This is a genomic window from Pseudomonas sp. B16(2017), from assembly GCF_002113205.1.
In the GTDB taxonomy this organism is placed as follows: domain Bacteria; phylum Pseudomonadota; class Gammaproteobacteria; order Pseudomonadales; family Pseudomonadaceae; genus Aquipseudomonas; species Aquipseudomonas pharyngis.
This window is the reverse complement of record NZ_NEKA01000007.1, coordinates 328,644-349,521: the sequence shown is the minus strand read 5'-3', so window position 1 is coordinate 349,521 and position 20,878 is coordinate 328,644. Positions and strand designations below refer to the sequence as shown.

At 59.8% G+C, this 20,878-nt stretch carries 20 protein-coding genes; 15 read left to right on the top strand and 5 right to left on the bottom strand.

All coding sequences use genetic code 11. The features are described 5' to 3' along the window. The first annotated feature begins 23 nt into the window (after positions 1-23). The 8 genes from pnuC (at position 24) to CAG25_RS15045 (ending at position 6,441) form a co-directional block, all read left to right on the top strand. Complete coding sequence (pnuC, locus tag CAG25_RS15080) at positions 24-587, top strand: nicotinamide riboside transporter PnuC (protein WP_085611674.1); 564 nt, start codon at positions 24-26, stop codon at positions 585-587. Beyond that, positions 584-1,108: an AAA family ATPase gene (locus tag CAG25_RS15075; protein ID WP_085611675.1), complete on the top strand. Its 525-nt coding sequence runs from the start codon at positions 584-586 to the stop codon at positions 1,106-1,108. The genes pnuC and CAG25_RS15075 overlap by 4 nt, the downstream gene beginning before the upstream one ends. Before the next feature lie 357 nt (positions 1,109-1,465). Continuing rightward, positions 1,466-1,915, top strand: coding sequence for a hypothetical protein (locus CAG25_RS15070; protein ID WP_085611676.1), 450 nt, complete (start codon positions 1,466-1,468; stop codon positions 1,913-1,915). Between the two features lies 1 nt (position 1,916). Continuing rightward, positions 1,917-2,489: a hypothetical protein gene (locus tag CAG25_RS15065; RefSeq protein WP_039768194.1), complete on the top strand. Its 573-nt coding sequence runs from the start codon at positions 1,917-1,919 to the stop codon at positions 2,487-2,489. A gap of 70 nt (positions 2,490-2,559) precedes the next feature. Further along, positions 2,560-3,558, top strand: coding sequence for a hypothetical protein (locus CAG25_RS15060; RefSeq protein ID WP_064596376.1), 999 nt, complete (start codon positions 2,560-2,562; stop codon positions 3,556-3,558). A gap of 62 nt (positions 3,559-3,620) precedes the next feature. Then, positions 3,621-4,301, top strand: coding sequence for a C39 family peptidase (locus CAG25_RS15055; protein WP_085611677.1), 681 nt, complete (start codon positions 3,621-3,623; stop codon positions 4,299-4,301). 43 nt (positions 4,302-4,344) lie between these two features. Beyond that, the gene (locus tag CAG25_RS15050) at positions 4,345-5,091 is read left to right on the top strand and encodes a hypothetical protein (RefSeq protein ID WP_085611678.1); all 747 of its coding nucleotides are present in this window, start codon (positions 4,345-4,347) and stop codon (positions 5,089-5,091) included. Between the two features lie 45 nt (positions 5,092-5,136). Beyond that, positions 5,137-6,441 carry a transporter gene (locus tag CAG25_RS15045; protein WP_011334008.1) on the top strand — a complete coding sequence of 435 codons (1,305 nt, stop codon included), beginning with the start codon at positions 5,137-5,139 and terminating at the stop codon, positions 6,439-6,441. An 80-nt stretch (positions 6,442-6,521) separates the two neighbouring features. Here the strand turns inward: CAG25_RS15045 and CAG25_RS15040 are convergent, their stop codons facing one another. After that, positions 6,522-7,847 carry a sigma-54 dependent transcriptional regulator gene (locus CAG25_RS15040; RefSeq protein ID WP_039768186.1) on the bottom strand — a complete coding sequence of 442 codons (1,326 nt, stop codon included), beginning with the start codon at positions 7,845-7,847 and terminating at the stop codon, positions 6,522-6,524. A gap of 345 nt (positions 7,848-8,192) precedes the next feature. Between CAG25_RS15040 and CAG25_RS15035 the strand changes: the two genes are divergently transcribed. From CAG25_RS15035 to nhaB, 3 genes are all read left to right on the top strand, one after another. After that, positions 8,193-8,459 (top strand): hypothetical protein, encoded by a 267-nt coding sequence (locus tag CAG25_RS15035; RefSeq protein WP_085611679.1) that lies wholly within the window; start codon positions 8,193-8,195, stop codon positions 8,457-8,459. A 284-nt stretch (positions 8,460-8,743) separates the two neighbouring features. Next, a complete protein-coding gene (locus CAG25_RS15030) occupies positions 8,744-10,033 on the top strand; it encodes a hypothetical protein (protein WP_085611680.1) in 1,290 nt (429 codons plus the stop codon). 74 nt (positions 10,034-10,107) lie between these two features. Next, positions 10,108-11,610 (top strand): sodium/proton antiporter NhaB, encoded by a 1,503-nt coding sequence (nhaB, locus tag CAG25_RS15025; RefSeq protein ID WP_085611681.1) that lies wholly within the window; start codon positions 10,108-10,110, stop codon positions 11,608-11,610. A 46-nt stretch (positions 11,611-11,656) separates the two neighbouring features. On the opposite strand, the gene CAG25_RS15020 is transcribed toward nhaB, so the two are convergent. The 3 genes from CAG25_RS15020 to gnd are packed head-to-tail and all read right to left on the bottom strand — an operon-like array spanning position 11,657 to position 14,963. Continuing rightward, on the bottom strand, positions 11,657-12,466 hold the full coding sequence (locus tag CAG25_RS15020; RefSeq protein WP_085611682.1) for a Cof-type HAD-IIB family hydrolase: 810 nt from the start codon (positions 12,464-12,466) through the stop codon (positions 11,657-11,659). Next, a complete protein-coding gene (gene zwf / locus CAG25_RS15015; protein WP_085611683.1) occupies positions 12,463-13,986 on the bottom strand; it encodes a glucose-6-phosphate dehydrogenase in 1,524 nt (507 codons plus the stop codon). The genes CAG25_RS15020 and zwf overlap by 4 nt, the downstream gene beginning before the upstream one ends. Beyond that, positions 13,983-14,963 (bottom strand): phosphogluconate dehydrogenase (NAD(+)-dependent, decarboxylating), encoded by a 981-nt coding sequence (gene gnd, locus CAG25_RS15010; RefSeq protein ID WP_064596363.1) that lies wholly within the window; start codon positions 14,961-14,963, stop codon positions 13,983-13,985. Before gnd ends, zwf begins: the two co-directional genes overlap by 4 nt. A 273-nt stretch (positions 14,964-15,236) precedes the next feature. Between gnd and CAG25_RS15005 the strand changes: the two genes are divergently transcribed. The 4 genes from CAG25_RS15005 to CAG25_RS14990 all read left to right on the top strand — a co-directional run bounded on the left by CAG25_RS15005 (position 15,237) and on the right by CAG25_RS14990 (position 20,164). Continuing rightward, positions 15,237-15,419, top strand: coding sequence for a DUF6026 family protein (locus CAG25_RS15005; RefSeq protein ID WP_007957508.1), 183 nt, complete (start codon positions 15,237-15,239; stop codon positions 15,417-15,419). 210 nt (positions 15,420-15,629) lie between these two features. Then, positions 15,630-17,381 (top strand): phosphoethanolamine transferase CptA, encoded by a 1,752-nt coding sequence (locus tag CAG25_RS15000; protein ID WP_085611684.1) that lies wholly within the window; start codon positions 15,630-15,632, stop codon positions 17,379-17,381. A gap of 144 nt (positions 17,382-17,525) precedes the next feature. Beyond that, positions 17,526-19,772 carry a TonB-dependent siderophore receptor gene (locus CAG25_RS14995; protein WP_085611685.1) on the top strand — a complete coding sequence of 749 codons (2,247 nt, stop codon included), beginning with the start codon at positions 17,526-17,528 and terminating at the stop codon, positions 19,770-19,772. A gap of 185 nt (positions 19,773-19,957) precedes the next feature. Beyond that, complete coding sequence (locus tag CAG25_RS14990) at positions 19,958-20,164, top strand: hypothetical protein (RefSeq protein WP_085603949.1); 207 nt, start codon at positions 19,958-19,960, stop codon at positions 20,162-20,164. A gap of 121 nt (positions 20,165-20,285) precedes the next feature. Here the strand turns inward: CAG25_RS14990 and CAG25_RS14985 are convergent, their stop codons facing one another. Beyond that, entirely contained in the window at positions 20,286-20,867 is a 582-nt protein-coding gene (locus tag CAG25_RS14985) for a DinB family protein (RefSeq protein WP_064596359.1), read from the bottom strand. Positions 20,868-20,878: the final 11 nt, after the last annotated feature.

Genomic DNA, 20,878 nt, shown 5'->3' with positions numbered 1-20,878 from the left:
CCCAACTCCCCCAAGGATCCTGCATGTCCGGGCTAGAACTGTTTGCCGCCGCCCTCGGCGTGATCGCCGTGTGGCTCACGGTCAAACAGAATCCGTGGTGCTGGCCGATCGGACTGGTCATGGTGTCGCTCTACACCTGGGTGTTCTTCGAGGTGAAACTGTATTCGGACATGCTGCTGCAGGTCGTGTATGCCGGGCTGCAAATCTATGGCTGGTGGCAATGGACGCGGGCCGGGACGATGCATGACGGGCGTGAAGTCAGCCGGCTCGACAATCGCTCGATTGCGCAGGGCCTGGCCATCGGTGCGGTCGGCAGTCTGCTGCTGGGCGCGGCCATGGCCCATTGGACCGAAGCGGCGCAACCGTGGCTCGACGCAGCGCTGACCGGTTTCAGCCTGGTCGCGCAATTCTGGATGGCCCACAAACGCCTGCAATGCTGGGCGCTGTGGTTCGTGCTGGATGTGATCTTCGTCGGGCTGTTCCTCTATAAAGGGCTGTACCTCACGGCGGCGCTGTATGCGCTGTTCACCCTGATCGCGGTGCAAGGCTGGCGCGAATGGCGCGCCGATCCGGCGTTGCAGCGATGAAAGTGATTGTCCTGACCGGCCCCGAATCCACGGGCAAGAGCTGGCTCGCCGCCGGAATCCAACAGCAGTTCGGCGGTTTGCGGGTAGACGAATATGTGCGCTGGTTTATCGAGCAGTACCCTCGGGATACCTGCCTGGCCGATATTCCCGAGATCGCGCGCGGCCAGTTGCAATGGGAAGACGCAGCACGCGCGCAGCAGCCGCGCCTGTTGATTCTCGACACGCATCTGCTGAGCAACATGCTGTGGAGCCAGACGTTATTCGGCGAGTGCCCGCCCTGGCTGGAAACCGAGTTGCTGGCCCGTCATTACGACCTGCACTTGCTGCTCTCCCCGGAGCAGATCGAATGGACGGACGACGGTCAGCGCTGCCAGCCCGACTTGAGCGAACGGCTCGCGTTCTATCAGGCCACCCGAACCTGGCTGGAAACCCATCACCAACCCTTGCAGATCATTCAGGGCAACTGGCTCGAGCGCCAGCAGCAAGCCTTCGACGCGGTGCACACCCTGCTCGCGGGCTGACCCGATTTGCGGGGTGTTTGACCCGCTGTATCCCCCTGTTTTGGGGGAAAAGTGTCCATTCCTGAAACACTCCTTCAGGTGCAAAGTGCCCGTCTCAAGGCCCTTCATCCCTTTGTCATCCGACTTGTTACGCCACTGAAACACCTGCGCGCAAACCCTTGGTCCAGAGCTTTGCACTGTCTTTAACGGGTTGCGCAGGCAGTGTTTTGTTTCATCGATGAAACAGCTGTTGTATCAGCCCCACGCTCAATCCACTCAACACATTGAAACTCAAAGACATTTCAAAAGCGGCACAGCTTTCGCTCTCTCCTTCACAACGCTGAACAGGCTCAGCCCACTGAAGAAGGAATTGCCGCCGTGGGGAATATCAAAAAAGCCTTTACCTGCCTTCTGCTGATCGGATCAGCCGCCAGCCCGTTTCTCAGTTTCAACGTTCATGCCGAAGGCAATGGCGTGATCGTGCTCAATCGTGATGTCCAGCCGATCCCGATCGGTCGCAGCGGTGGCAAAGACCCCTATCCGACCACTGTCAATGCCAACCCGTCTGCCCGCATCAATTCGACGCTCAGCAATACCGAACTCAGTGATGGTGACTTTGCCCGTGTAGCCAGCGGCTCTTCCATCCGCGGCAACATCAACACCCCCAGCTCGAACCTGCCCGGCATGAACAACCTGACCAACCAGAACGGCCTGCCCGGCATGAGCGGCGGTCATGGCGGCGGTGCCGGCAGCTCGATTTCCAATACCGTAAACCGCGCGATGAGTTCCGGTCTCGCTCCGTTGACCCGCATGGCTGGAGGCCAGTGACATGAATCGTTCCCTGCTCCTGCTTGCCCTGCTCGGCTGCTCCAGTGTGATGGCCGATCCCAGCGCTGTGAACAACGCGAACATTCAAGACTCCGGTGCTCAGTACCGCGGCAACTTCAACGTCAACCAGGCCGCTGGCGATCAGATGCAGCAGGCCAACGTCAAGGCGATTGCCATTGGCACCGAGTCCCACGCCAGGACCAGCGTGCAGCAGAAAATCGACACCCCCGCCGACCGCTCGATCAACGCGAGCGCCAACATCGGCGGCACCTCTTTCAGTAACGGCAACGGGATCCTTGGCGTGAACCAGGGCGCCGGGGCCAACAACCAGATGGCCAACGTCACGCGCGTCAGCATCAGTGCTGGCCCGCAGGCCGTTGACGATAGCGCCCTTTCCCAACAGAACGTGGCGTTGTTACCGAGCTCAGGAGCAACTGGCACCTCACCCGGCAGTCGCCAGGTCACGACAAGTGATCAGGCCTTCACCGGCAGCCGAGGGGTAATCCAGGTGAACCAGAGTGCCGGGGTGGGGAACCGAATGGCTAACACCCTGAGCATCCGGGTCGCTGACTGACCCAAACAACAAAAGCAGTGCAATTAGAAAGTACCAACACTTAACCAACTAATAAGCACGGAGAAACACCATGAAACCTACAATGGCCCTCAAACCACTGGTTTTCGCACTCGCAGCAGTGATGGCAATCGCAGCACAGGCAGGCGGTCGTGATGATGATCACGGTCATGGTAACGGGCACGGCAACGGTCATGGCAACCATGGTCCGAAAGGCCCAACCCTGGAACAACTGCTGCAAATTACCGCCGGCGCCGGCGCTGCAGTGCTCGATGCACAAAACAGCGATGGCAACGTGGTGAAAAACCAGGGCACCGTCAACAATGCCAACGCCAGTGACTCGCTCAATGGCTCTAACGGCAACATGGGCGCCAACGTTGCAGCCGGTGACGGCAACCAACAAGACAACGCCGCCGCCCTGGCTACCGCCGACGAAAGCTTCATCTTCGGCACCGCTGTTGCTGCCTCGAGTGCCACTCAAGTCAACAACAACAACTATGTGAAAAACTCGTCCACCTTCAATAACGCCACGCTCAACAATGCAGGCAACAATGGTTCCGGCAACATCGGTATCAACGTGACCTCCGGCAACTTCAACCAACAGAAAAACAACCTGGCAATCGCTGTATCGGGTGGTCGTGTAGCCACTGCCGCTGCTGCTGCCAACCAGTCCTCCACTGGCCTGGTCGTCGACAACAAAGGCGTGCAGACCTACAAAAAAGACACCCTTACCGGTACCTTCGCAGCCGCTGGCGTGTTCAAGGCCAAAGGCACTGCGACCATCGAAGACGATGACCACCACGGTGGTTATGGCAATCGTGGCGGCGGCCACGGCGGCAACGATGACCAGAAAGCCAAGTTCGAAGCCGTGGGTACCTTTGGCCTCGCTGGCGTCACCACTCAGCAAGTGCTGACCAAAGATGGCTGGAAAGCACCTGTTGTGAACAATGCCAACATGACCAACTCGATGAACAACTTCTCCGGCAACGGCGGAGCCAACGTCTCGGCGGGTGTGGGCAACCAACAAAGCAACTCGCTGTCCATCGCTGCAGGTTGCAAAGCCTGCATGTAATCGCGATCGAAACGAAAGCCCCGGAAACGGGGCTTTTCCTCAGTCCCAAAGGCGTATCGATCATGCGTAAGACTGCCCTCCTCGCTCTGCTTTGCTTCTGCGGCCTGACCCAGGCTGCCCAGATGCCTGTTGCTGCCCTGCCTGGCGGCACGCTCGTCTACAAGAACGTGCAAAGCATTCGTGAGCGCAAGTTTGCCGACATCGTCGAACAGAAAACCGACTTCAGCTGCGGCGCCGCCGCACTGGCAACGGTATTGCGCCAGGCTTATTGGCTCGACGTCGATGAAGAGCACATCATCAAAGGCATGCTGGTCAACGCTGACCAGGACCTTGTTCGTACTCAAGGTTTCTCCATGCTCGACATGAAGCGCTACATAGAAAGCATCGGCATGCGCGCCAGGGGCTACAAGATCCCACCGGAAAAACTCGACGCAGTCACGATCCCGGTGGTGGTACTGATGGAAATTCGCGGCTACAAGCATTTCGTGGTGATGCAGCGGGCGGACAAGGATTGGGTTTACATCGGAGACCCGGTTTTAGGACACAAACGCTACTCCCATGATGACTTTGTCAAAGGTTGGAACGGCATTGTCTTTGCCATCGTCGGCCCCGGATACGACAAGACCAATGCATTGCGCAGTCCTCCGGTACCGCTGACAGCCAAAAACACGCTGGATGCTTTCAACCCGGTCAAAGATGCTGAATTGATGGACTTCGGGTTCATACAGAGCGACTTCTTTTAATCGCCGATTACAAGAGTGGGGCTGGATGTCCCGGGAGCAGCAGATGAAAACCTCATACTGGCTGGCCGCCGCCTGCCTGGCAGCGAGCGCGTCAGGCTATGCCAATGCAGGATTCAAACCCATTGAAATCAAGGACCAGGAGCTCGCGGAGCTACGCGGTCGCTACGTCATGCCGGGCCGGATCATCAGTTTCGGCATCGTCATGAGCAGTACCTGGCGCAATGCCAGTGGAGATCTGATTGGGGCAGCCGCCTCGATGCAACTCCAGGCAGCAACGGTCAAACCCGAATTCTACGTCTCGACCATCAAGGAACACGGCAACGGCAGTACCCCGGAACTGGGCACTGGTTCGGTCGTTGGCGGTGCGGGACTCAACTCCAGCCAGGGTGTGACGCAGAGTGTGCGCGCCGCTGGCGACGGCAACTCCGCCTACAACAACGTTGCGATCAACGTCAAAGAAGCCAGCCAGGCACCTGCACTGATGCCTGCACAAGGCCAGGCCTTGATGGCCGGCCAGACCATTTCCGGCAGCAACGGTGCCGGCAGCGTCGCGGTTTCAGCCACAAATGGCGGTGTGCAAATGGCCATTCAGGCCTCCGGCAATCAGGGGACAGCCTTGCAACAGGTCGCCCAGGGCGGACTGCTGCAAAATACCCGCTTGCTGGGTAACGCGAACGTAGTCAACAACCTGACCCAACTCAACGTTGTCCTGAACAATAACGGCATGACTGCCGGCGCACTGGACTGCAACCTGACTCAACTCAGGGCACTACGCAACATCGGATATTGAACTACGCTGAGTCTCGATCATTGGGCTTAAAGGGACGGCTTATTCATGTATCGATCAGTATCACTGCGTGCTGCTGTATGTTTGAGTACTCTTCTACCCGCGGCAATGTTGCAAGCTGCACCCGACGCCGATGTAGAAGCCCTGAAACAGGAACTTCTGGAGCTTAAGCAACGATACGAAGTACAACAAAAAGCCCTGGCGGTACTCGAACAGCGGGTCCGCCAGGTTGAAGAACAACCCGCCTCTCCGCCCCCAAAACGCCTGGCCAAATCGCCTTCGGACATGAAAGGCAACCGGGTGGCTGCGGGGACTGGGGCTGCAGCAGCGTCGGGGGGCGCCGCCGGGGGCAGTGGCGCATCCTATGGCCAGTCGCTGGCCGACGATTCACAACCGGCACAGAGTGTGTCCAACCTGTACGACGAAGCCAGCGGCTTCTTTGGCGGCGGCAAGTTCAGCTTTGAAACCGGCGTGACCTATTCACGCTACGACACCCGCCAGCTGATTCTCAACGGCTTCCTCGCCCTGGACTCGATTTTTCTCGGCAACATCAACCTCGACCGGATCAAGGCCGATACCTGGACGCTGGACCTGACGGGGCGCTACAACTTCGACAACCGCTGGCAGTTCGACCTGAACGTACCGGTGGTCTACCGTGAATCGACCTATCAATCCGGCGGCGGCAACGGGGGCGCCTCCAACGTCACCACCGAACAGGACGTCAGCCGCGACCCGACTCTGGGCGACGTCAACTTCGGCATTGCGTACAAGTTCCTGGACGAGTCGGTGAATACCCCGGACGCCGTGGTTTCCTTGCGGGTCAAGGCGCCTACGGGCAAGGACCCGTTCGGGATCAAGCTGCGCCAGACCGATGCCAACTCGAACCTGTTTGTGCCTGACACCCTGCCCACCGGCAACGGCGTCTGGTCGATCACCCCGGGCATCTCGCTGGTCAAGACGTTTGACCCGGCCGTGCTGTTCGGCAGCCTGTCCTACACCCATAACTTCGAGGAATCGTTCGACGACATCAGTTCGACCGTCAACCAGAAAAACCCGGGCAAGGTCCGCATCGGCGACAGCTTCCAGATCGGCGCGGGTGTTGCCTTCGCACTGAACGAGAAGATGAGTATGTCGTTCTCTGTCTCGGACCTGGTGCAACGCAAGAGCAAGCTGAAACAGGATGGCGGAGATTGGGAATCGGTGGTGTCCAGCGACGCCAACGCCGGTTACTTCAACGTCGGCATGACCATTGCGGCTACCGACAACCTGACTATCGTGCCCAACCTGTCCATCGGCATGACGGACGATGCCCCGGACTTCTCCTTCAGCCTGAAATTCCCGTACTACTTCTAACCGCAATACCATAAAAAGACCCGCTGCGATGCAAGTCGCAGCGGGTCTTTTCAGCTTCCCTGTCCAGGAAACACCGCGCCCTAGCGGATCTGGTGCTTGTGCAGCAAACGGTAGAAGGTCGGCCGGGAGACTCCCAGCACTTTGGCGGCAACACTGAGGTTGTCACTGTGGCGGTTCAACACATCGCACAAGGCCTGGCGTTCGGCGCGGGTCTTGTAGTCTTCAAGGGTGCCCATGGGTGCCGCGATCGACTGCTGGCTGATCAGCCCCAGGTCACGGGCCTCGATCTGCCGTCCTTCGGCCAGCACCAGCCCCCGACGCACGCGGTTGGCCAGTTCGCGGACATTGCCCGGCCAGTCGTGCTTGCCCATGGCAATCAGCGCATCTTCACTGAAGCTGCGCGGACGACGGCCGGTTTCGTGACTGTAGAAATGGGAAAAATGGTTGGCCAGCATCGACAGGTCGCCGTGGCGCTCGCGTAACGGCGCGGTCACCACTTGCAGCACATTGAGCCGGTAGTACAAATCCTCACGAAAGCGCTTCTTCTCGATGGCGGCCTCAAGGTCGACGTGAGTCGCTGCCAACACCCGCACATCAACCGGGATCGGTTGACTGCCGCCGACCCGTTCAATGTGTTTTTCCTGAAGAAAGCGCAACAGATTGGCTTGCAGTTCCAGTGGCAGATCGCCGATTTCATCGAGAAACAAGGTGCCGCCGTTGGCTGCTTCGATACGTCCGACCTTGCGCTGATGGGCGCCGGTGAACGCGCCTTTCTCGTGGCCGAACAGCTCGGACTGGATCAAATGTTCGGGAATTGCCCCGCAGTTGATCGCCACGAAAGGTTTGCTGTGGCGCTGCGACTGCCGGTGCAGGGTCCGGGCGACGAGTTCTTTACCGGTCCCGCTTTCTCCGCGAATAAGCACTGGCGACTCGGTGGGAGCCAGTTTACTCAGCAGTTTGCGCAGCTCGCGGATCGGTTTGCTGTCGCCCAGCAGCTCGTGCTCCGGCTGATCGACGTGAATCGTGCCCTGGCCACGCAGGCGCGCCATGCCGAACGCGCGGCCGAGGGTGACCTGCACCCGCGAAACGTCGAACGGCAAGGTATGGAAATCGAAAAACCATTCGCAGACGAAGTCGCCGACGTTCTGCAAGCGCAGCACCTCCTGATTCAGCACGGCGATCCATTCGGTGCCGCTGCGGCTGATCAGTTCTTTGACGGCTTCGGGACGTTCCAGGTGAAAAGGCTGTAAACGCAGCAAGCCGACATCGCAACTTCGGTCGGCGGCATTTTCCAGGCTGCAACTGTCGACGTCCCAACCCACGGCACGCAAACCCGGCAACAATCGGTGACAGTCGTCGCACGGGTCGACGACCAGTAAACGTCGTAATGCAGGCGCTTCGTTCATGACTGTTCCTTGGCGCCAAATTTTAGGAAATGATCGTAAAAACAGTCATTTGGCGAACCTGACTGTTACATTAGCAAGAATTTGACGGGGCCTTGTATCGATTGCTTATAGGTGTACAAGTGAAGCAGTTATAAGAAAGCGCTTTATTAGTTAGCTATCGACTTGATTCTTTCACCAGGCTTTCAAAACCGGTCGCAATATTGAAGGTATGAAAGAAATTCGAAATTTCTTCAAATTCGGTGTGACCTGCCAACGGGTTGCGTGCATCAGTACAAGTAACTCGCCGAACGGTAAGCCCAACCGACGGCACATCACTTGACTGGGCACTTAAAGAGAGAAGACCCCATGACCGCCCCGCTCCGTATCAACGAAGCTCTTTTGATTGCCAACCGCGCATTTGAACCGTTTCAATGCGTCGCCTGGGCCCCACAAGATGGCAATGGCGAACTTTGCCTCACCGTGATCGACCGCACCAACTCCCACATCGGTCGCACCCAGATCCCAAGCAGTGCCTACTCTGATCCAGCGCAACTTGAACACCTGTTGCAACAAGCCCGCGCCGAACTGAGCGAAGAAGGCTATACGTTGCAATCCTGGTCGATGCCACACTGATAGTTGCGGGTAATGCGGATGACGCTCAAGTCATCCGCCCTCTTCTGTTAGTTGCCAATCTTTTTCCAACTTCAGTCTTTTGTACAACTTTCCTCGATACTTTCGCGCCTGAATACTTGGCAGGCTTGCGACTGGTTCAAAAAGACACTGTTCTGGCACAGTGCGACTCTCCACCTGTTAGTTCTGTCAGTTGTACTTGCGCGTATTCAGGGATTGAATGTCTCGCTCATGCAGTTACCCGTTCCGCCTCCCGGAAATCGGTCGACTCGCAAGGAGAAGCATGCATGTCAACCCAGACCGCCATCGCGTTGCCGACGCTAGCGAAAAACGCCGGACAACTCGACAAAACTTTTTCCAGTAATGGCGTGGCGCAGGTTTACTTCGCCGGCAGTACGTCCAGCCTGACCCAGAGCGTGGCACTTGATGCGCAAGGTCGGATTCTGGTCGCCGCCAAAGTCGGCACGGCTCAGGGCAACTGCTTCGGTCTGGCCCGCTTGCTCGGGGACGGATCGGCGGACCTTGGTTTCGGCAATCAAGGCAGCGTGATCGGCCGGTTCGCCAGCGGATTCGAAGCGACGGGCAGCAAGGTTCAGGTCTTGCCCGACGGGCGGATTCTGCTGGCAGGCCTGCACTATGAATCGGAACACTGCACCCTTCCCGCCCTGGCCCTGTTCGACGCCCAAGGCCGGCCTGACCCGGACTTCGGCGACAACGGCCGACAAATCGTTCGCTTGCACGGCGACCTGTCCATGGGCACCCGCGACGCCTGGTTGCCGCCGGGCGTTCCGGGCGCCGAAGCCTGCGATTTTGCGGTGCAACCGGACGGACGTATCCTGTTGATCGCCAACCATCACTTCGAACTGGCCGATCACGTCGGCATGCTGATCCGCCTCACACCCGATGGCAGACTCGACCCGTCGTTCAACGGTCGCGGCTTCGTCATGGTTCGCCACTTGCTCCTCAATACCTGGCTCGGCAGCGTGCTGCTGCAAGGAGACGGGAGAATCGTGGTGGCCGGCTCCATCGATTTCCCACAGGAAGGTCTGCTCGCCCGCTACCTGCCGGACGGCCAGCTCGATGAACGTTTTGCGGTGGACGGCTTCATGGCCTTCAAAGTCCAGGGGCACAGTGCACTGGTCAATCAGGTCATCCATTCGGCGGAGCATTTGCATTGTTTTGGCAGCAGCCGCGATCCGATTCGATGCATGGCGCAGTCTGTCCATGGCAACGGCCGCCCTGACCTGCACTGCAACGGTGGTCAACCGCATTTGCTGGAAATCGGCTCCAGCGGCTGCCAGTGGAGCGCGGCGCAGGTAATGCCGGACGGACGCATGATCGCGGTTGGCGCGACGATCGGCGGTGTTGAAGCCGATTTCATCGTCGCCCGCTATCTGGCCAACGGCAGCCTTGATCGAAGCTTCGGTTCCGGGAATGGCTGGTTGCGCACGCGACTGGGGCGCAGCCTCGATACGGCCACCTCGGTGGCGATACAGCCTGACGGGGGAATTCTGGTGGGCGGCTATTCGCTGGATGGCAACTACCGTGCAATGGTGGCGCGGTATCTGAATCACTGATGCGAATCCGACTGCACTTGATCTTGCCCATCGCTTACGGCAACTTGCGCGCTTCTTAATACAAGGAGCAACCAATGTCCGGTTCGATGGCCCAGGCGTTCGCGCACAACTTTCTCGGGCATTCACCCCGCTGGTACAAGGCGTGCATCGTCGGGTTTCTGCTGCTCAATGCGCTGGTGCTGTGGACTGTCGGCCCGGTCGCGGCCGGCTGGTTGCTGGTGATCGAGTTCATTTTCACCTTGGCCATGGCGCTCAAGTGCTACCCGCTGATGCCCGGCGGCTTGCTGCTGATCGAAGCGCTGCTGCTGAAGATGACCACGCCCCAGGCGCTGTACGAAGAGCTGCAGCACAATTTCCCGGTGATTCTGCTGCTGATGTTCATGGTCGCCGGCATTTACTTCATGAAAGACCTGCTGCTGTTCCTGTTCTCGCGCCTGCTGCTGGGCGTGCGTTCAAAGGCACTGCTGGCCCTGATGTTCTGTTTTCTGTCGGCATTTCTTTCGGCGTTTCTCGACGCGCTGACCGTCACCGCAGTGATCATCAGCGCCGCCGTCGGCTTCTATTCGGTTTATCACCGGGTGGCCTCCGGCAACGACCCGCGCCAGGACAGCGAATTCAGCGATGACCGGCATCTGCCCCAACTACACCACGAGGATCTGGAACAGTTTCGCGCCTTTCTGCGCAGCCTGCTGATGCACGGCGCGGTCGGCACCGCACTGGGCGGTGTCTGCACGTTGGTCGGCGAACCGCAGAATCTGTTGATCGGCCACGAAATGGGTTGGCACTTCGCCGAGTTTTTCCAGAAGGTCGCGCCGGTGTCGCTGCCGGTGCTGGTCGCGGGACTGGTGACCTGCCTGTTGCTGGAGAAACTTCGCTGGTTCGGCTACGGCACGCTGCTGCCGGACAACGTACGTGCAGTGCTCGCCAACTACGCCGCCGAAGACAACGCCGAACGCACGCCACGCCAACGCGCCGCCCTGTTGGTACAAGGCTGCGCTGCGCTGATCCTGATTGCCGGGCTGGCGTTCCATATTGCGGAAGTCGGGTTGATCGGCCTGATGGTGATTGTGTTGATCACTGCATTCACCGGGATCACCGACGAGCACCGACTGGGCAGCGCATTCAAGGACGCCATGCCGTTCACCGCGCTGCTGGTAGTGTTTTTCGCCGTGGTGGCGGTGATTCACGACCAGCAACTGTTTGCACCACTGATTCAATGGGTGCTGGCACTGCCGGCGGAGCAGCAACCGGGGATGCTGTTCATCGCCAACGGTTTGCTGTCGGCGATCAGTGACAACGTGTTCGTCGCCACGATCTACATCACCGAAGTGAAACAGGCGTTCCTGTCCGGACATATGAGCCGCGAACATTTCGAGACGCTGGCGATTGCGATCAACACCGGCACCAACCTGCCGAGCGTGGCGACGCCCAATGGTCAGGCGGCGTTTCTGTTTCTGCTGACGTCGGCGATTGCGCCGCTGGTGCGGTTGTCTTACGGGCGGATGGTGTGGATGGCGTTGCCTTACACCGTGGTGATGGGATTGCTTGGCTGGTATGCCGTGAGTTACTGGCTGTAAAAACAACAACGGGAGCCGAAAAGGCTCCCGTTTTTTTATGCCTCGATCAATGCGGCAAGATGTACTTTTCGATGGCTTGCGCCACACCATCCTCGGTGTTCGGCCCCGTCACCACGTCGGCCTGACGCTTCACCGCGTCTTCTGCCTGCCCCATGGCTATCGACAACCCGGCAACATGGAACATCGCCGGATCATTGCCGCCATCGCCAATCGCAGCCGTCTGCGCCAGCGGCACACCGAGGTGTTCAGCCAGCGTGACCAGCGCCGAGCCCTTGTTCGCCTCGACTGCCGTCACGTCCAGGTACACCGGTTGCGAGCGCGACACCTGCGCGAGGCCCTCGACCTTCGGCAGCAAACGCGCCTCCAGCTCGATTAGCAGTTCGGTGTTGTTGCTGGTGGCCACGATCTTGTCGATGCGCTCCAGATACGGCTCGAAACTCTCCACCACCACCGGCGGATAACCCAGCCCGTGCTGCTCGCGCGGCACCATCGGCCCGTGCGGATCCTTGAGCAGCCAGTCACCACCGCTGAACACCCAGATTTCGACATCCGGCTGATCGGCAAACAACGCCAGCGCCGTCAGCGCGGCCGTGGCCGGCAGGTAATGCGCGACCAGAATGCTGCCATCCGGGTTGACGATCGTGCCGCCGTTGAACGCAGCGGTCGGCAGATCGACACCCAGCGCTTCGATCTGCTGCAGCATGGCTTTGGGCGGCCGCCCCGTGGCGAGACTGAACAGCACGCCCGCTTCGCGCAGCGAACGAACCGCGTCAATCGTGCGCTGACTCAGGCTGTGATCGGGCAGCAACAGCGTGCCGTCCATGTCGCTCAGAAAAAAACGGATCGACTCGCTCATCCGAGACCATGCCAGACGCGACCATCGCGAGTCAGCAGGTCATCGGCGGCTTTCGGCCCGTCTTCGCCGGCGGCATAGGTTTGTACACTGGCGTCCTGTTGCCAGGCATCAAGGAACGGCTGTACCGCGCGCCAGCCGTTCTCGATGTTGTCGGCGCGCTGGAACAGCGTCTGGTCACCGGTCAGGCAGTCGTAGATCAGGGTTTCATAGCCGGTGGACGGCTGCATTTCGAAGAAGTCCTTGTAGGCGAAGCCCAGCTCGATGTTGGCCATGTTCAGCGCCGGCCCCGGCCGTTTGGCCAGCAGGTCGAACCACATGCCTTCGTTGGGCTGGATCTGGATACGCAGGTAGGTCGGTTGCAATTCGTCGACCTCGGTATCGCGGAACTGCGCATACGGCGCCGGTTTGAAGCAGATGACGATCTCGGTGTCGCGCACGCTCATGCGTTTGCCGGTGCGCAGGTAGAACGGCACGCCGACCCAGCGCCAGTTGTCGATCATCACTTTCAGCGCCACGTAGGTTTCCGTGGTGCTTTCGGGCGAGACGTTGTTCTCGTCGCGATAACCGGACACCGGTTTGCCAGCGCCTTCACCGGCGCTGTATTGGCCGCGTACCGAGTTTTCCCGTGCTTCTTCGATAGTCCAGGGGCGGATCGCGCCGACCACCTTGGCCTTCTCGCCCCGCACCGCATCGGCGCCGAACGCGGCCGGCGGCTCCATCGCCACCATGGCCAGCAACTGGAACAGGTGGTTGGGCACCATGTCCCGCAGGGCGCCGGTGTGTTCGTAAAAACTGCCACGGGTTTCGACGCCGACGGTTTCGGCGGCGGTGATTTGCACGTGGTCGATGTAGTGGTTGTTCCAGAACGCTTCGAACAGGCTGTTGGAGAACCGGCTGACCAGAATGTTCTGCACGGTTTCCTTGCCCAGATAGTGATCGATCCGGTAGATCTGCTTTTCCGACATGACCTTGAGCAGGCAGGCGTTCAATGCCTCGGCGGTTTGCAGGTCGGAACCGAACGGTTTTTCGATCACCACCCTTCTGAAGGCTTCCGGGGTTTCTTCGAGCAACCCGGCACTGCCGAGACGGCGCACCACTTCGCTGAAGAAACGTGGCGCGGTGGCCAGGTAGAACACCGCATTGCCGGTGCCGCTGTCGGCGATTTTCGCCGCCAGGGCTGAATAAGTGCTGTCGTCCAGGAAGTCGCCCTGGACGTAGCTGATGCCTTTGGCGAGCTTGGCCCACAAGGCCGGATCAAGCATCTGATCGCCCTTGCCTACTTTCGCTGCCACTTCGGTGCGGATGAAGTCTTCGAGCTTTTGCGCGAAGGCTTCATCGGTAATGGCGTTGTGGTCAACGCCAACGATCCGCAGGCCATCATCCAGCAGGCCGTCGCGACTCAGGTTGTACAGCGCCGGCATGAGCAGGCGCTTGACCAGATCACCGTGGGCGCCGAACAGAAACAGCGTGGTCGGTGGCGCGGGTTCTGCCTTGGATTTCCTGCGGATCGTATGGGTCATTTCTTCGGAGTCTCCACGTGGCCGCCGAAGCCGAAGCGCTGGGCCGAAAGAATCTTGTCGCCGAAAGTGCCCTGGCCGCGCGAGCGGTAGCGCGAGAACAGCGAGTTGGACAGCACCGGTACCGGCACCTTTTGTTCCATGGCCGCTTCGATGGTCCATTGACCTTCGCCGCTGTCGGCCACGGAGCCGGAGAAGCCGTCGAGTTTCGGATCGACCGCCAGGGCATCGGCGGTCAGGTCGAGCAGCCAGGACGACACCACGCTGCCACGACGCCAGACTTCGGCAATGTCAGCCACGTTCAGGTCGAAACGCTGGTCCTCCGGCAGGAGCTCGCTGGATTTGGTCTTGAGGATGTCGAAGCCTTCGGCGAAAGCCGCCATCATCCCGTACTCGATCCCGTTGTGGATCATCTTCACGAAGTGACCGGCACCGGCGGGACCGGCGTGGATGTAGCCGTGCTCGGCACGGTGGTCATCGGACTTGCGGTCCCTGGTGCGCGGGATGTCGCCCATGCCCGGCGCCAGAGCGGCGAACAGCGGATCCAGACGCTTAACGGTCTCGGCATCGCCACCGATCATCATGCAGTAACCGCGCTCCAGGCCCCAGACGCCGCCGGAGGTGCCGACGTCGATGTAGTGCAGGCCCTTCTCGGCCAGAGTCTTGGCCCGGCGGATGTCGTCCTTGTAGTTGGTGTTGCCGCCATCGATGATGGTGTCGCCCGCCTCGAGCAGCGTGCTCAGGGTTTCGATGGTGTCTTCAGTCGGTGCGCCGGCCGGCAGCATGACCCACACCGCACGCGGCTTGGCCAGGCCTGCGACCAGTGCAGGCAGATCGGCGACGCCGGTAGAGCCCTCGGCGGCCAGGGTGTCGACAAAGGCGGTATTGCGGTCGTAAACAACGGTGGTGTGACCGTTGAGCATCAGACGTCGCGCAATATTGCCGCCCATGCGGCCCAGTCCAATAATCCCGAGTTGCATGTGCTGATGCTCCTTACTACAAATAAAAGTGTGTCAAAGGTTATAGCCCAACGTGAATCATGGAGCTTAGTCCAGAGCGTCGGTGTGAAGTTTCCGGGCATTGTGCCCGATCCAGACTGATAACGTCGGGAAACGTGCCGAAGACACAACGACCATGAAAAATAAAAAAGTTCCATTCACGAGCAAAAGAAATCAAAATCGGCGCCGATAGTATGTCAGCAACCGAATTCGGGGCTGAACTACAGTTGAGACACGCCATTTGCGAGGTGAGCAATGGGCACAGTACACACAGCAATGCCGCCACAAACCCTGTACGTCACCATCCGTCGTGATGAATTGCGTCAGTTGAAAGATGAACGCGACCAGCTCAAGCAGGAACTCGCGCAATTGCGCCTGCTGACCCAAGGCGCCGAGCCGCAGCCCTTGCCACGCGTACAGCGCTCGCCCCACGCCTGATCCCCGCCCGCTTCGGGAGCAGCCGTTGCTGTTCCCGACATGCTGCACCTCCTGCCCTTTTCGGCAACTAACAAAGTTTTCACATTCGCTTGTTGATACTCCCGCGCATTCTGGCCGTGCGTCTGTGCGCATGGCCTCCGTTCGTCGGGCTCATGCGTCCTTTGCATGAAACGCCCGGTGGTGGATGTAACGACTGAGCTGGAGTGCTGAATGGCGGTGTTCAAACGCAGCAATACGACTGCGACAGGTTTCGACTGGGCCGGTTTTATCTGGCTGTTCGTGTTCTTCTGGTACTTCTCCGGTATCACCCAACTGCTGATCCAGTTGACGGGCACCTCTGGGTTCACCGGGTTCCGCCAGGCCTTCGTGATGAGCGCCGTGTGGCTCGCGCCGATGCTGCTGTTCCCCAAACGCACCCGTCTGCTCGCCGCGGTGGTCGGCGTGGTGCTGTGGGCCTGCTCGATGGCCAGCCTGGGTTACTTCTTCATCTACCAACAGGAATTCTCCCAGAGCGTGATCTTCATCATGTTCGAGTCGAACGTGTCCGAAGCTGGCGAGTACATGACCCAGTACTTCGCCTGGTGGATGGTCCCGGCGTTCCTCGCGCACACCGCGTTCGCCTATTTCCTGTGGACCCGACTGCGTCCGGTATACCTGCCCCGTGGCCGGGCATTCGTCGCCGCCATGGCGATTCTGGTGGCCGTGATCGGTTATCCGCTGGTCAAGCAGACAATGCGCACCGGCAGCTTCGAGCAAGGCTTCGAGAAATTCGAAACCCGTATCGAGCCGGCCGTGCCGTGGCAGATGGCCGTGGCTTATCACCGCTATCAGGAAACCCTGGCCGACATGCAGGGCATGCTGCACAGCGCGAGCAAGATCCCGCCGCTGAAAAACCTCAAGGACTCGGCCGCCAATCAGCCGGCGACCCTGGTGCTGGTGATCGGCGAATCCACCAACCGCCAGCGCATGAGCCTCTACGGTTACCCGCGCAAAACCACGCCGGAACTGGACAAGCTCAAGGATCAGCTGACGGTTTTCGACAACGTCATCACCCCGCGCCCTTACACCATCGAGGCGCTGCAACAGGTGCTGACCTTCGCCGACGAAGAAAACCCGGACCTGTACCTGTCCACGCCGTCGCTGGTCAGCATGATGAAACAGGCCGGCTACAAGACCTTCTGGATCACCAACCAGCAGACCATGACCAAACGCAACACCATGCTCACGACCTTCTCCGAACAGGCCGACGAGCAGGTGTACCTGAACAACAACCGCAACCAGAACGCCGCGCAGTACGACGGCGACGTGATCGAGCCGTTCAACAAGGCCCTGGCCGACGCGGCGCCGCGCAAGTTGATCGTCGTGCACCTGCTCGGTACGCACATGAGCTACCAGTACCGTTATCCGCCGAGCTTCGACAAGTTCCAGGATCGCAACGGCGTTCCGGCCGGTGTGCGTGACGATCAGGTGCCGACCTACAACAGCTACGACAACGCGGTGCTGTACAACGATTTCGTGGTCTCGAGCCTGATCAAGGATTACGCCAAATCCGATCCGAACGGCTTTTTGCTGTACCTCTCCGACCACGGTGAAGACGTGTTCGACTCGGTGGGCCACAGCACGCTGGGCCGCAACGAAAACAAGCCGACGGCGCCGATGTACACCATTCCGTTCATGGCCTGGGCGTCGCCGAAGTGGCGTGAAAACCACGACTGGAGTTTCGCCGGGGATCTGAGCCGCCCTTACAGCAGCTCGCACCTGATCCACACCTGGGCGGACCTGGCCGGTTTGAGTTTCGATGAACTGGATCGCAGCAAGAGCCTGGTCAGCGACAGCTTCAAGCCGCGTCCGCTGTTGATCGGCAACCCTTACGAACGCGAGCAGCGAGCCCTGATCGACTTCAGCCTGATGAAGCCGAAAAAACCCGCGGCCACGACCACGGAAGTGGTGTTGCAGCAGTAACAAAAAGGGCCGGAAACGGCCCTTTTTTCATATCGGCGAAACATTTTCAAATAACAATATTTCTCGTTTGACACTAAATCGCACTGCCCGCCTTCGTCTTTGAGCAAACGGAATTTTTCCCTCGAAGACAAGGAGTCGGCTGCGATGTTTGCGCCCATCACCCGTTCCATGACCCTCACCCTCGGTCTGTGCAGTGTTGCACTGAGCCCGGATCTGCTGGCTGAAACCGACCAGGAAAAACAGTCGCCCTCCGCTGCGCCGGCCCTGGAGTTGGCCTCCACCAGTGTCACCGCCGAAGGCCTGGGCAGTACCACCGAAAACACCCACGCCTACACCACTGGCGCGATGAGCACGGCGACGCGGTTGAACCTGTCGATCAAGGAGACCCCGCAATCAGTGTCCGTGATCACCCGTCAGCAGATGGATGATTTCAAGCTCGGTACATTGTCCGAGGCCATGAGCCAGACCACAGGCGTCGTGGTGCAGCACAACGATTCGGATCGGGTCAACTATTCGTCTCGCGGCTACTCGATCAACAATTTCCAGATCGACGGCATGCTGAATACCTTCAGCTACATGAAGAGCGACGCCGACACCATCATCTACGATCGTATCGAAGTGGTGCGCGGTGCCACCGGCCTGACGACCGGCGCAGGCGACCCCTCTGCCACCATCAACATGGTGCGCAAACGCCCCACCGCACAATGGCAGGCTCAGGCCGGCGCCAGCGGTGGCAGCTATGACGACTACTACAGCTACGTCGATGTGGGCGGTCCGCTGGCGTTTGACGGACGCCTGCGCGGGCGCAGTGTGCTGGCCTACCGCGACAGCCAGTCGTTCCGAGACAAGTACGCCCTGCAACGGGAAGTCGGCTACGGCATCCTCGAAGCGGATCTGACCGACTCCACCGTGCTGGCCGTCGGTTACGACTACCAGGACAAGCAGGTGCAAGGCACCTCGTGGGGCACCACGCCGTACTGGAATGCCGACGGCAGCAAGGCCGGTCTCGGTCGTTCGACCAATATGGCGACTTCGTGGAGCTCATGGCCATTGCGCGACAAGACCGCGTTCGCCACCCTCGATCAGCAACTGGCGGCCGGCTGGCATTTGAAGGCGGCCTACACCCACCGCAAGAGCGACGGTGACGGCAAGGTCTACTACGCCGGCTCCGGCTTCCCGGAGCCTGACCGCAGCGGCATGACCGCGACCATCGGCCACATGATCGGCGACCAGAGCATGCGCGCCTACGACCTCAATCTGTCCGGCCCTTACTCGCTGTTTGGCCGCGAACACGAACTGATGTTCGGCTACGGCGAGGCCGAGCGCCGCTCGAACGATCCGTACAACGTTGATGGCCCGCGCGCATCCGATTACGAAAGCGTGCGCGACTGGAAATACATGGGCGGCATCAACAAGTTCCCCGACACCACCACCCGCCTGCCGAGCTTCAAGGACAGTACTCGGCAAAAGGCAGGCTACCTTGCCACGCGCCTGAGCCTGACCGACGAACTGCACGCGGTGCTGGGCAGCCGCTACGGCAGTTGGGAGGCCTCGAGCAAGACCTACGCCTACGATCAGAATCTGCAACTGACCGGCGTCGATGCCAGCAGCCAGCAACACAACGACATGTGGACGCCCTACGCCGGCCTGCTCTACGACCTGACACCGGAGTACACCGTTTACGTCAGTTACACCGACATTTTCAAACCGCAGGCCGTGCGTGACGCCAGTCGCAACTACATCGATCCGGTGGTTGGCAGCAACTATGAAGTGGGACTCAAAGGCAGCTTGCTGGAGGAGCGCCTGAACGTGTCCACCGCCGTGTTCTGGAGCAAGCAGGACAACGTCGCCGAGGTCGATGAGTCGGTGCTGCCCGATCCGGACACCGGTGAGCAGTTCTACAAGTCCGGCGGCAAGGGCAACAAGGTCAACGGGTTCGAAGCCGAGGTCTCGGGCGAAATCCTCGATGGCTGGAACATGACCGCCGGCTATACCTACACCCACTCGGTCAACGGCGAGAAAAACCGCACCAACACCAACCAGCCCCTGAACCTGCTCCGCCTGTCCACGGCCTATCGCCTGCCGGGCAACTGGAATGCCCTGACCGTGGGCGGCGCGGTGAACTGGCAGAGCGACGTCTACGGCAACGCCAAGCGCCCGGTCGGGCGCGGTGCCAATAGCCGGATCATCACCGAGCGTGCGCGAATCAGTCAGGACGCCTACACGGTGGTGAAACTGATGTCGCGCTACGAGTTCGACAAACACCTGTCCGCGTCCCTCAACGTCGACAACCTGTTCGACAAGAAGTATTACGACAACGTCGGCTTCTATAACGGCGTGTACTGGGGCGATCCACGCACCGTCACGCTAAGTCTCGACTGGAAACTCTGACGCCCTTCCCCCGCGACCTGCACGCGTCATTTGCGCGTGCAGCGTTCATCCGATACGCCCTGGAAACTTACGGTAAAACCTACACTGAACGAGCGTTAACCTCTTGTTAATGCCCTCGACGGACACTGCGCCCCGAGGCTTAGATTCATGGATGAACGGCTCCGACATTTTTCGTAGGAGGCACCATGAAAACCACGACTGCAATCCTTGCCGGTCTACTCACCCTGGCATCCGCCAGCGCATTCGCCGAAGGCGGCGCCGAGCGCATGAGACATTACTGGGCAAACTTCCCGGTTCATTCCGCACAGAGCCAGCAGGCTGAGGCGAAGACCAACGAACTCAAGGTCCCGGACGACCAGACCGCCCAGGTCACTGAGTCCTATCGCCCTTGAGCGAACGCTTTACCGATGGACCTGCGCTAGCCCGGCTCTGGCCTCGCAGATGACAGTTGGGCGCCCTTTGCGGGCGCCCTTTTTTATGCCTGCTGATCCTGGGTCGGCAGAATCCAAGACATCAGTGCCCCCAGATAAGCCCTTCGGTCCAGCCCAGTTCGGCGAAATCCTCGGCTCGCATACCGGATTCGCCGGCACAGAAAAACTCGTCCAGTTGCGGCGGTTTTACCGAGGTGCCGCTGAGCATCGCGTGGACCTGGCCACGGTGGTGGATCTGATGTTCGAACAGGTGCGAGATCATCCGCAGACGGCTGTCGTGCTGTGGCGTGTCGCGGGCGATGGTGACAATGCGCCCCAGATCGGCATCGCGCAGTTGCTCGCAGTAGGCGATCAGCCTGCGGTCGACATGGGCCTGTTCACGGCGCAAGGCCTGTGACTCGGTGAAGGGTTCGTCAGCGTTGAAGAACACGTAGCAATCGGGATGCGGTTCGTCACCGCGCAACTCACGCTCCAGCGCGTCGACGTAGAACCAGTCGCAGGTGAGGATGTGGTTGAGGGTCAGGCGGATGCTCGGGAAGAAACTGGCCCGTGGCGCCGCCAGCTCCGTGTCGTCGAGCTGGCTCCAGGCCTTGGCCAGTCGATGGTTGGCCCAGGCATTCTGATAAGCCATGGTCAGCAAATGGTGGGACAGGGGCTGAGTCATGTGGCGCCTCC

Coding starts and splice junctions, on each gene's coding strand:
- CAG25_RS15050 (WP_085611678.1), top strand. CDS start 4,345: ATGAAAACCTCATACTGGCTGGCCGCCGCCTGCCTGGCAGCGAGCGCG.
- CAG25_RS15020 (WP_085611682.1), bottom strand. CDS start 12,466: ATGAGCGAGTCGATCCGTTTTTTTCTGAGCGACATGGACGGCACGCTG.
- CAG25_RS14985 (WP_064596359.1), bottom strand. CDS start 20,867: ATGACTCAGCCCCTGTCCCACCATTTGCTGACCATGGCTTATCAGAAT.
- CAG25_RS15045 (WP_011334008.1), top strand. CDS start 5,137: ATGTATCGATCAGTATCACTGCGTGCTGCTGTATGTTTGAGTACTCTT.
- CAG25_RS14990 (WP_085603949.1), top strand. CDS start 19,958: ATGAAAACCACGACTGCAATCCTTGCCGGTCTACTCACCCTGGCATCC.
- zwf (WP_085611683.1), bottom strand. CDS start 13,986: ATGACCCATACGATCCGCAGGAAATCCAAGGCAGAACCCGCGCCACCG.
- CAG25_RS15005 (WP_007957508.1), top strand. CDS start 15,237: ATGGGCACAGTACACACAGCAATGCCGCCACAAACCCTGTACGTCACC.
- pnuC (WP_085611674.1), top strand. CDS start 24: ATGTCCGGGCTAGAACTGTTTGCCGCCGCCCTCGGCGTGATCGCCGTG.
- CAG25_RS15075 (WP_085611675.1), top strand. CDS start 584: ATGAAAGTGATTGTCCTGACCGGCCCCGAATCCACGGGCAAGAGCTGG.
- CAG25_RS14995 (WP_085611685.1), top strand. CDS start 17,526: ATGTTTGCGCCCATCACCCGTTCCATGACCCTCACCCTCGGTCTGTGC.
- CAG25_RS15065 (WP_039768194.1), top strand. CDS start 1,917: ATGAATCGTTCCCTGCTCCTGCTTGCCCTGCTCGGCTGCTCCAGTGTG.
- gnd (WP_064596363.1), bottom strand. CDS start 14,963: ATGCAACTCGGGATTATTGGACTGGGCCGCATGGGCGGCAATATTGCG.
- nhaB (WP_085611681.1), top strand. CDS start 10,108: ATGTCCGGTTCGATGGCCCAGGCGTTCGCGCACAACTTTCTCGGGCAT.
- CAG25_RS15040 (WP_039768186.1), bottom strand. CDS start 7,847: ATGAACGAAGCGCCTGCATTACGACGTTTACTGGTCGTCGACCCGTGC.
- CAG25_RS15055 (WP_085611677.1), top strand. CDS start 3,621: ATGCGTAAGACTGCCCTCCTCGCTCTGCTTTGCTTCTGCGGCCTGACC.
- CAG25_RS15000 (WP_085611684.1), top strand. CDS start 15,630: ATGGCGGTGTTCAAACGCAGCAATACGACTGCGACAGGTTTCGACTGG.
- CAG25_RS15030 (WP_085611680.1), top strand. CDS start 8,744: ATGTCAACCCAGACCGCCATCGCGTTGCCGACGCTAGCGAAAAACGCC.
- CAG25_RS15060 (WP_064596376.1), top strand. CDS start 2,560: ATGAAACCTACAATGGCCCTCAAACCACTGGTTTTCGCACTCGCAGCA.
- CAG25_RS15035 (WP_085611679.1), top strand. CDS start 8,193: ATGACCGCCCCGCTCCGTATCAACGAAGCTCTTTTGATTGCCAACCGC.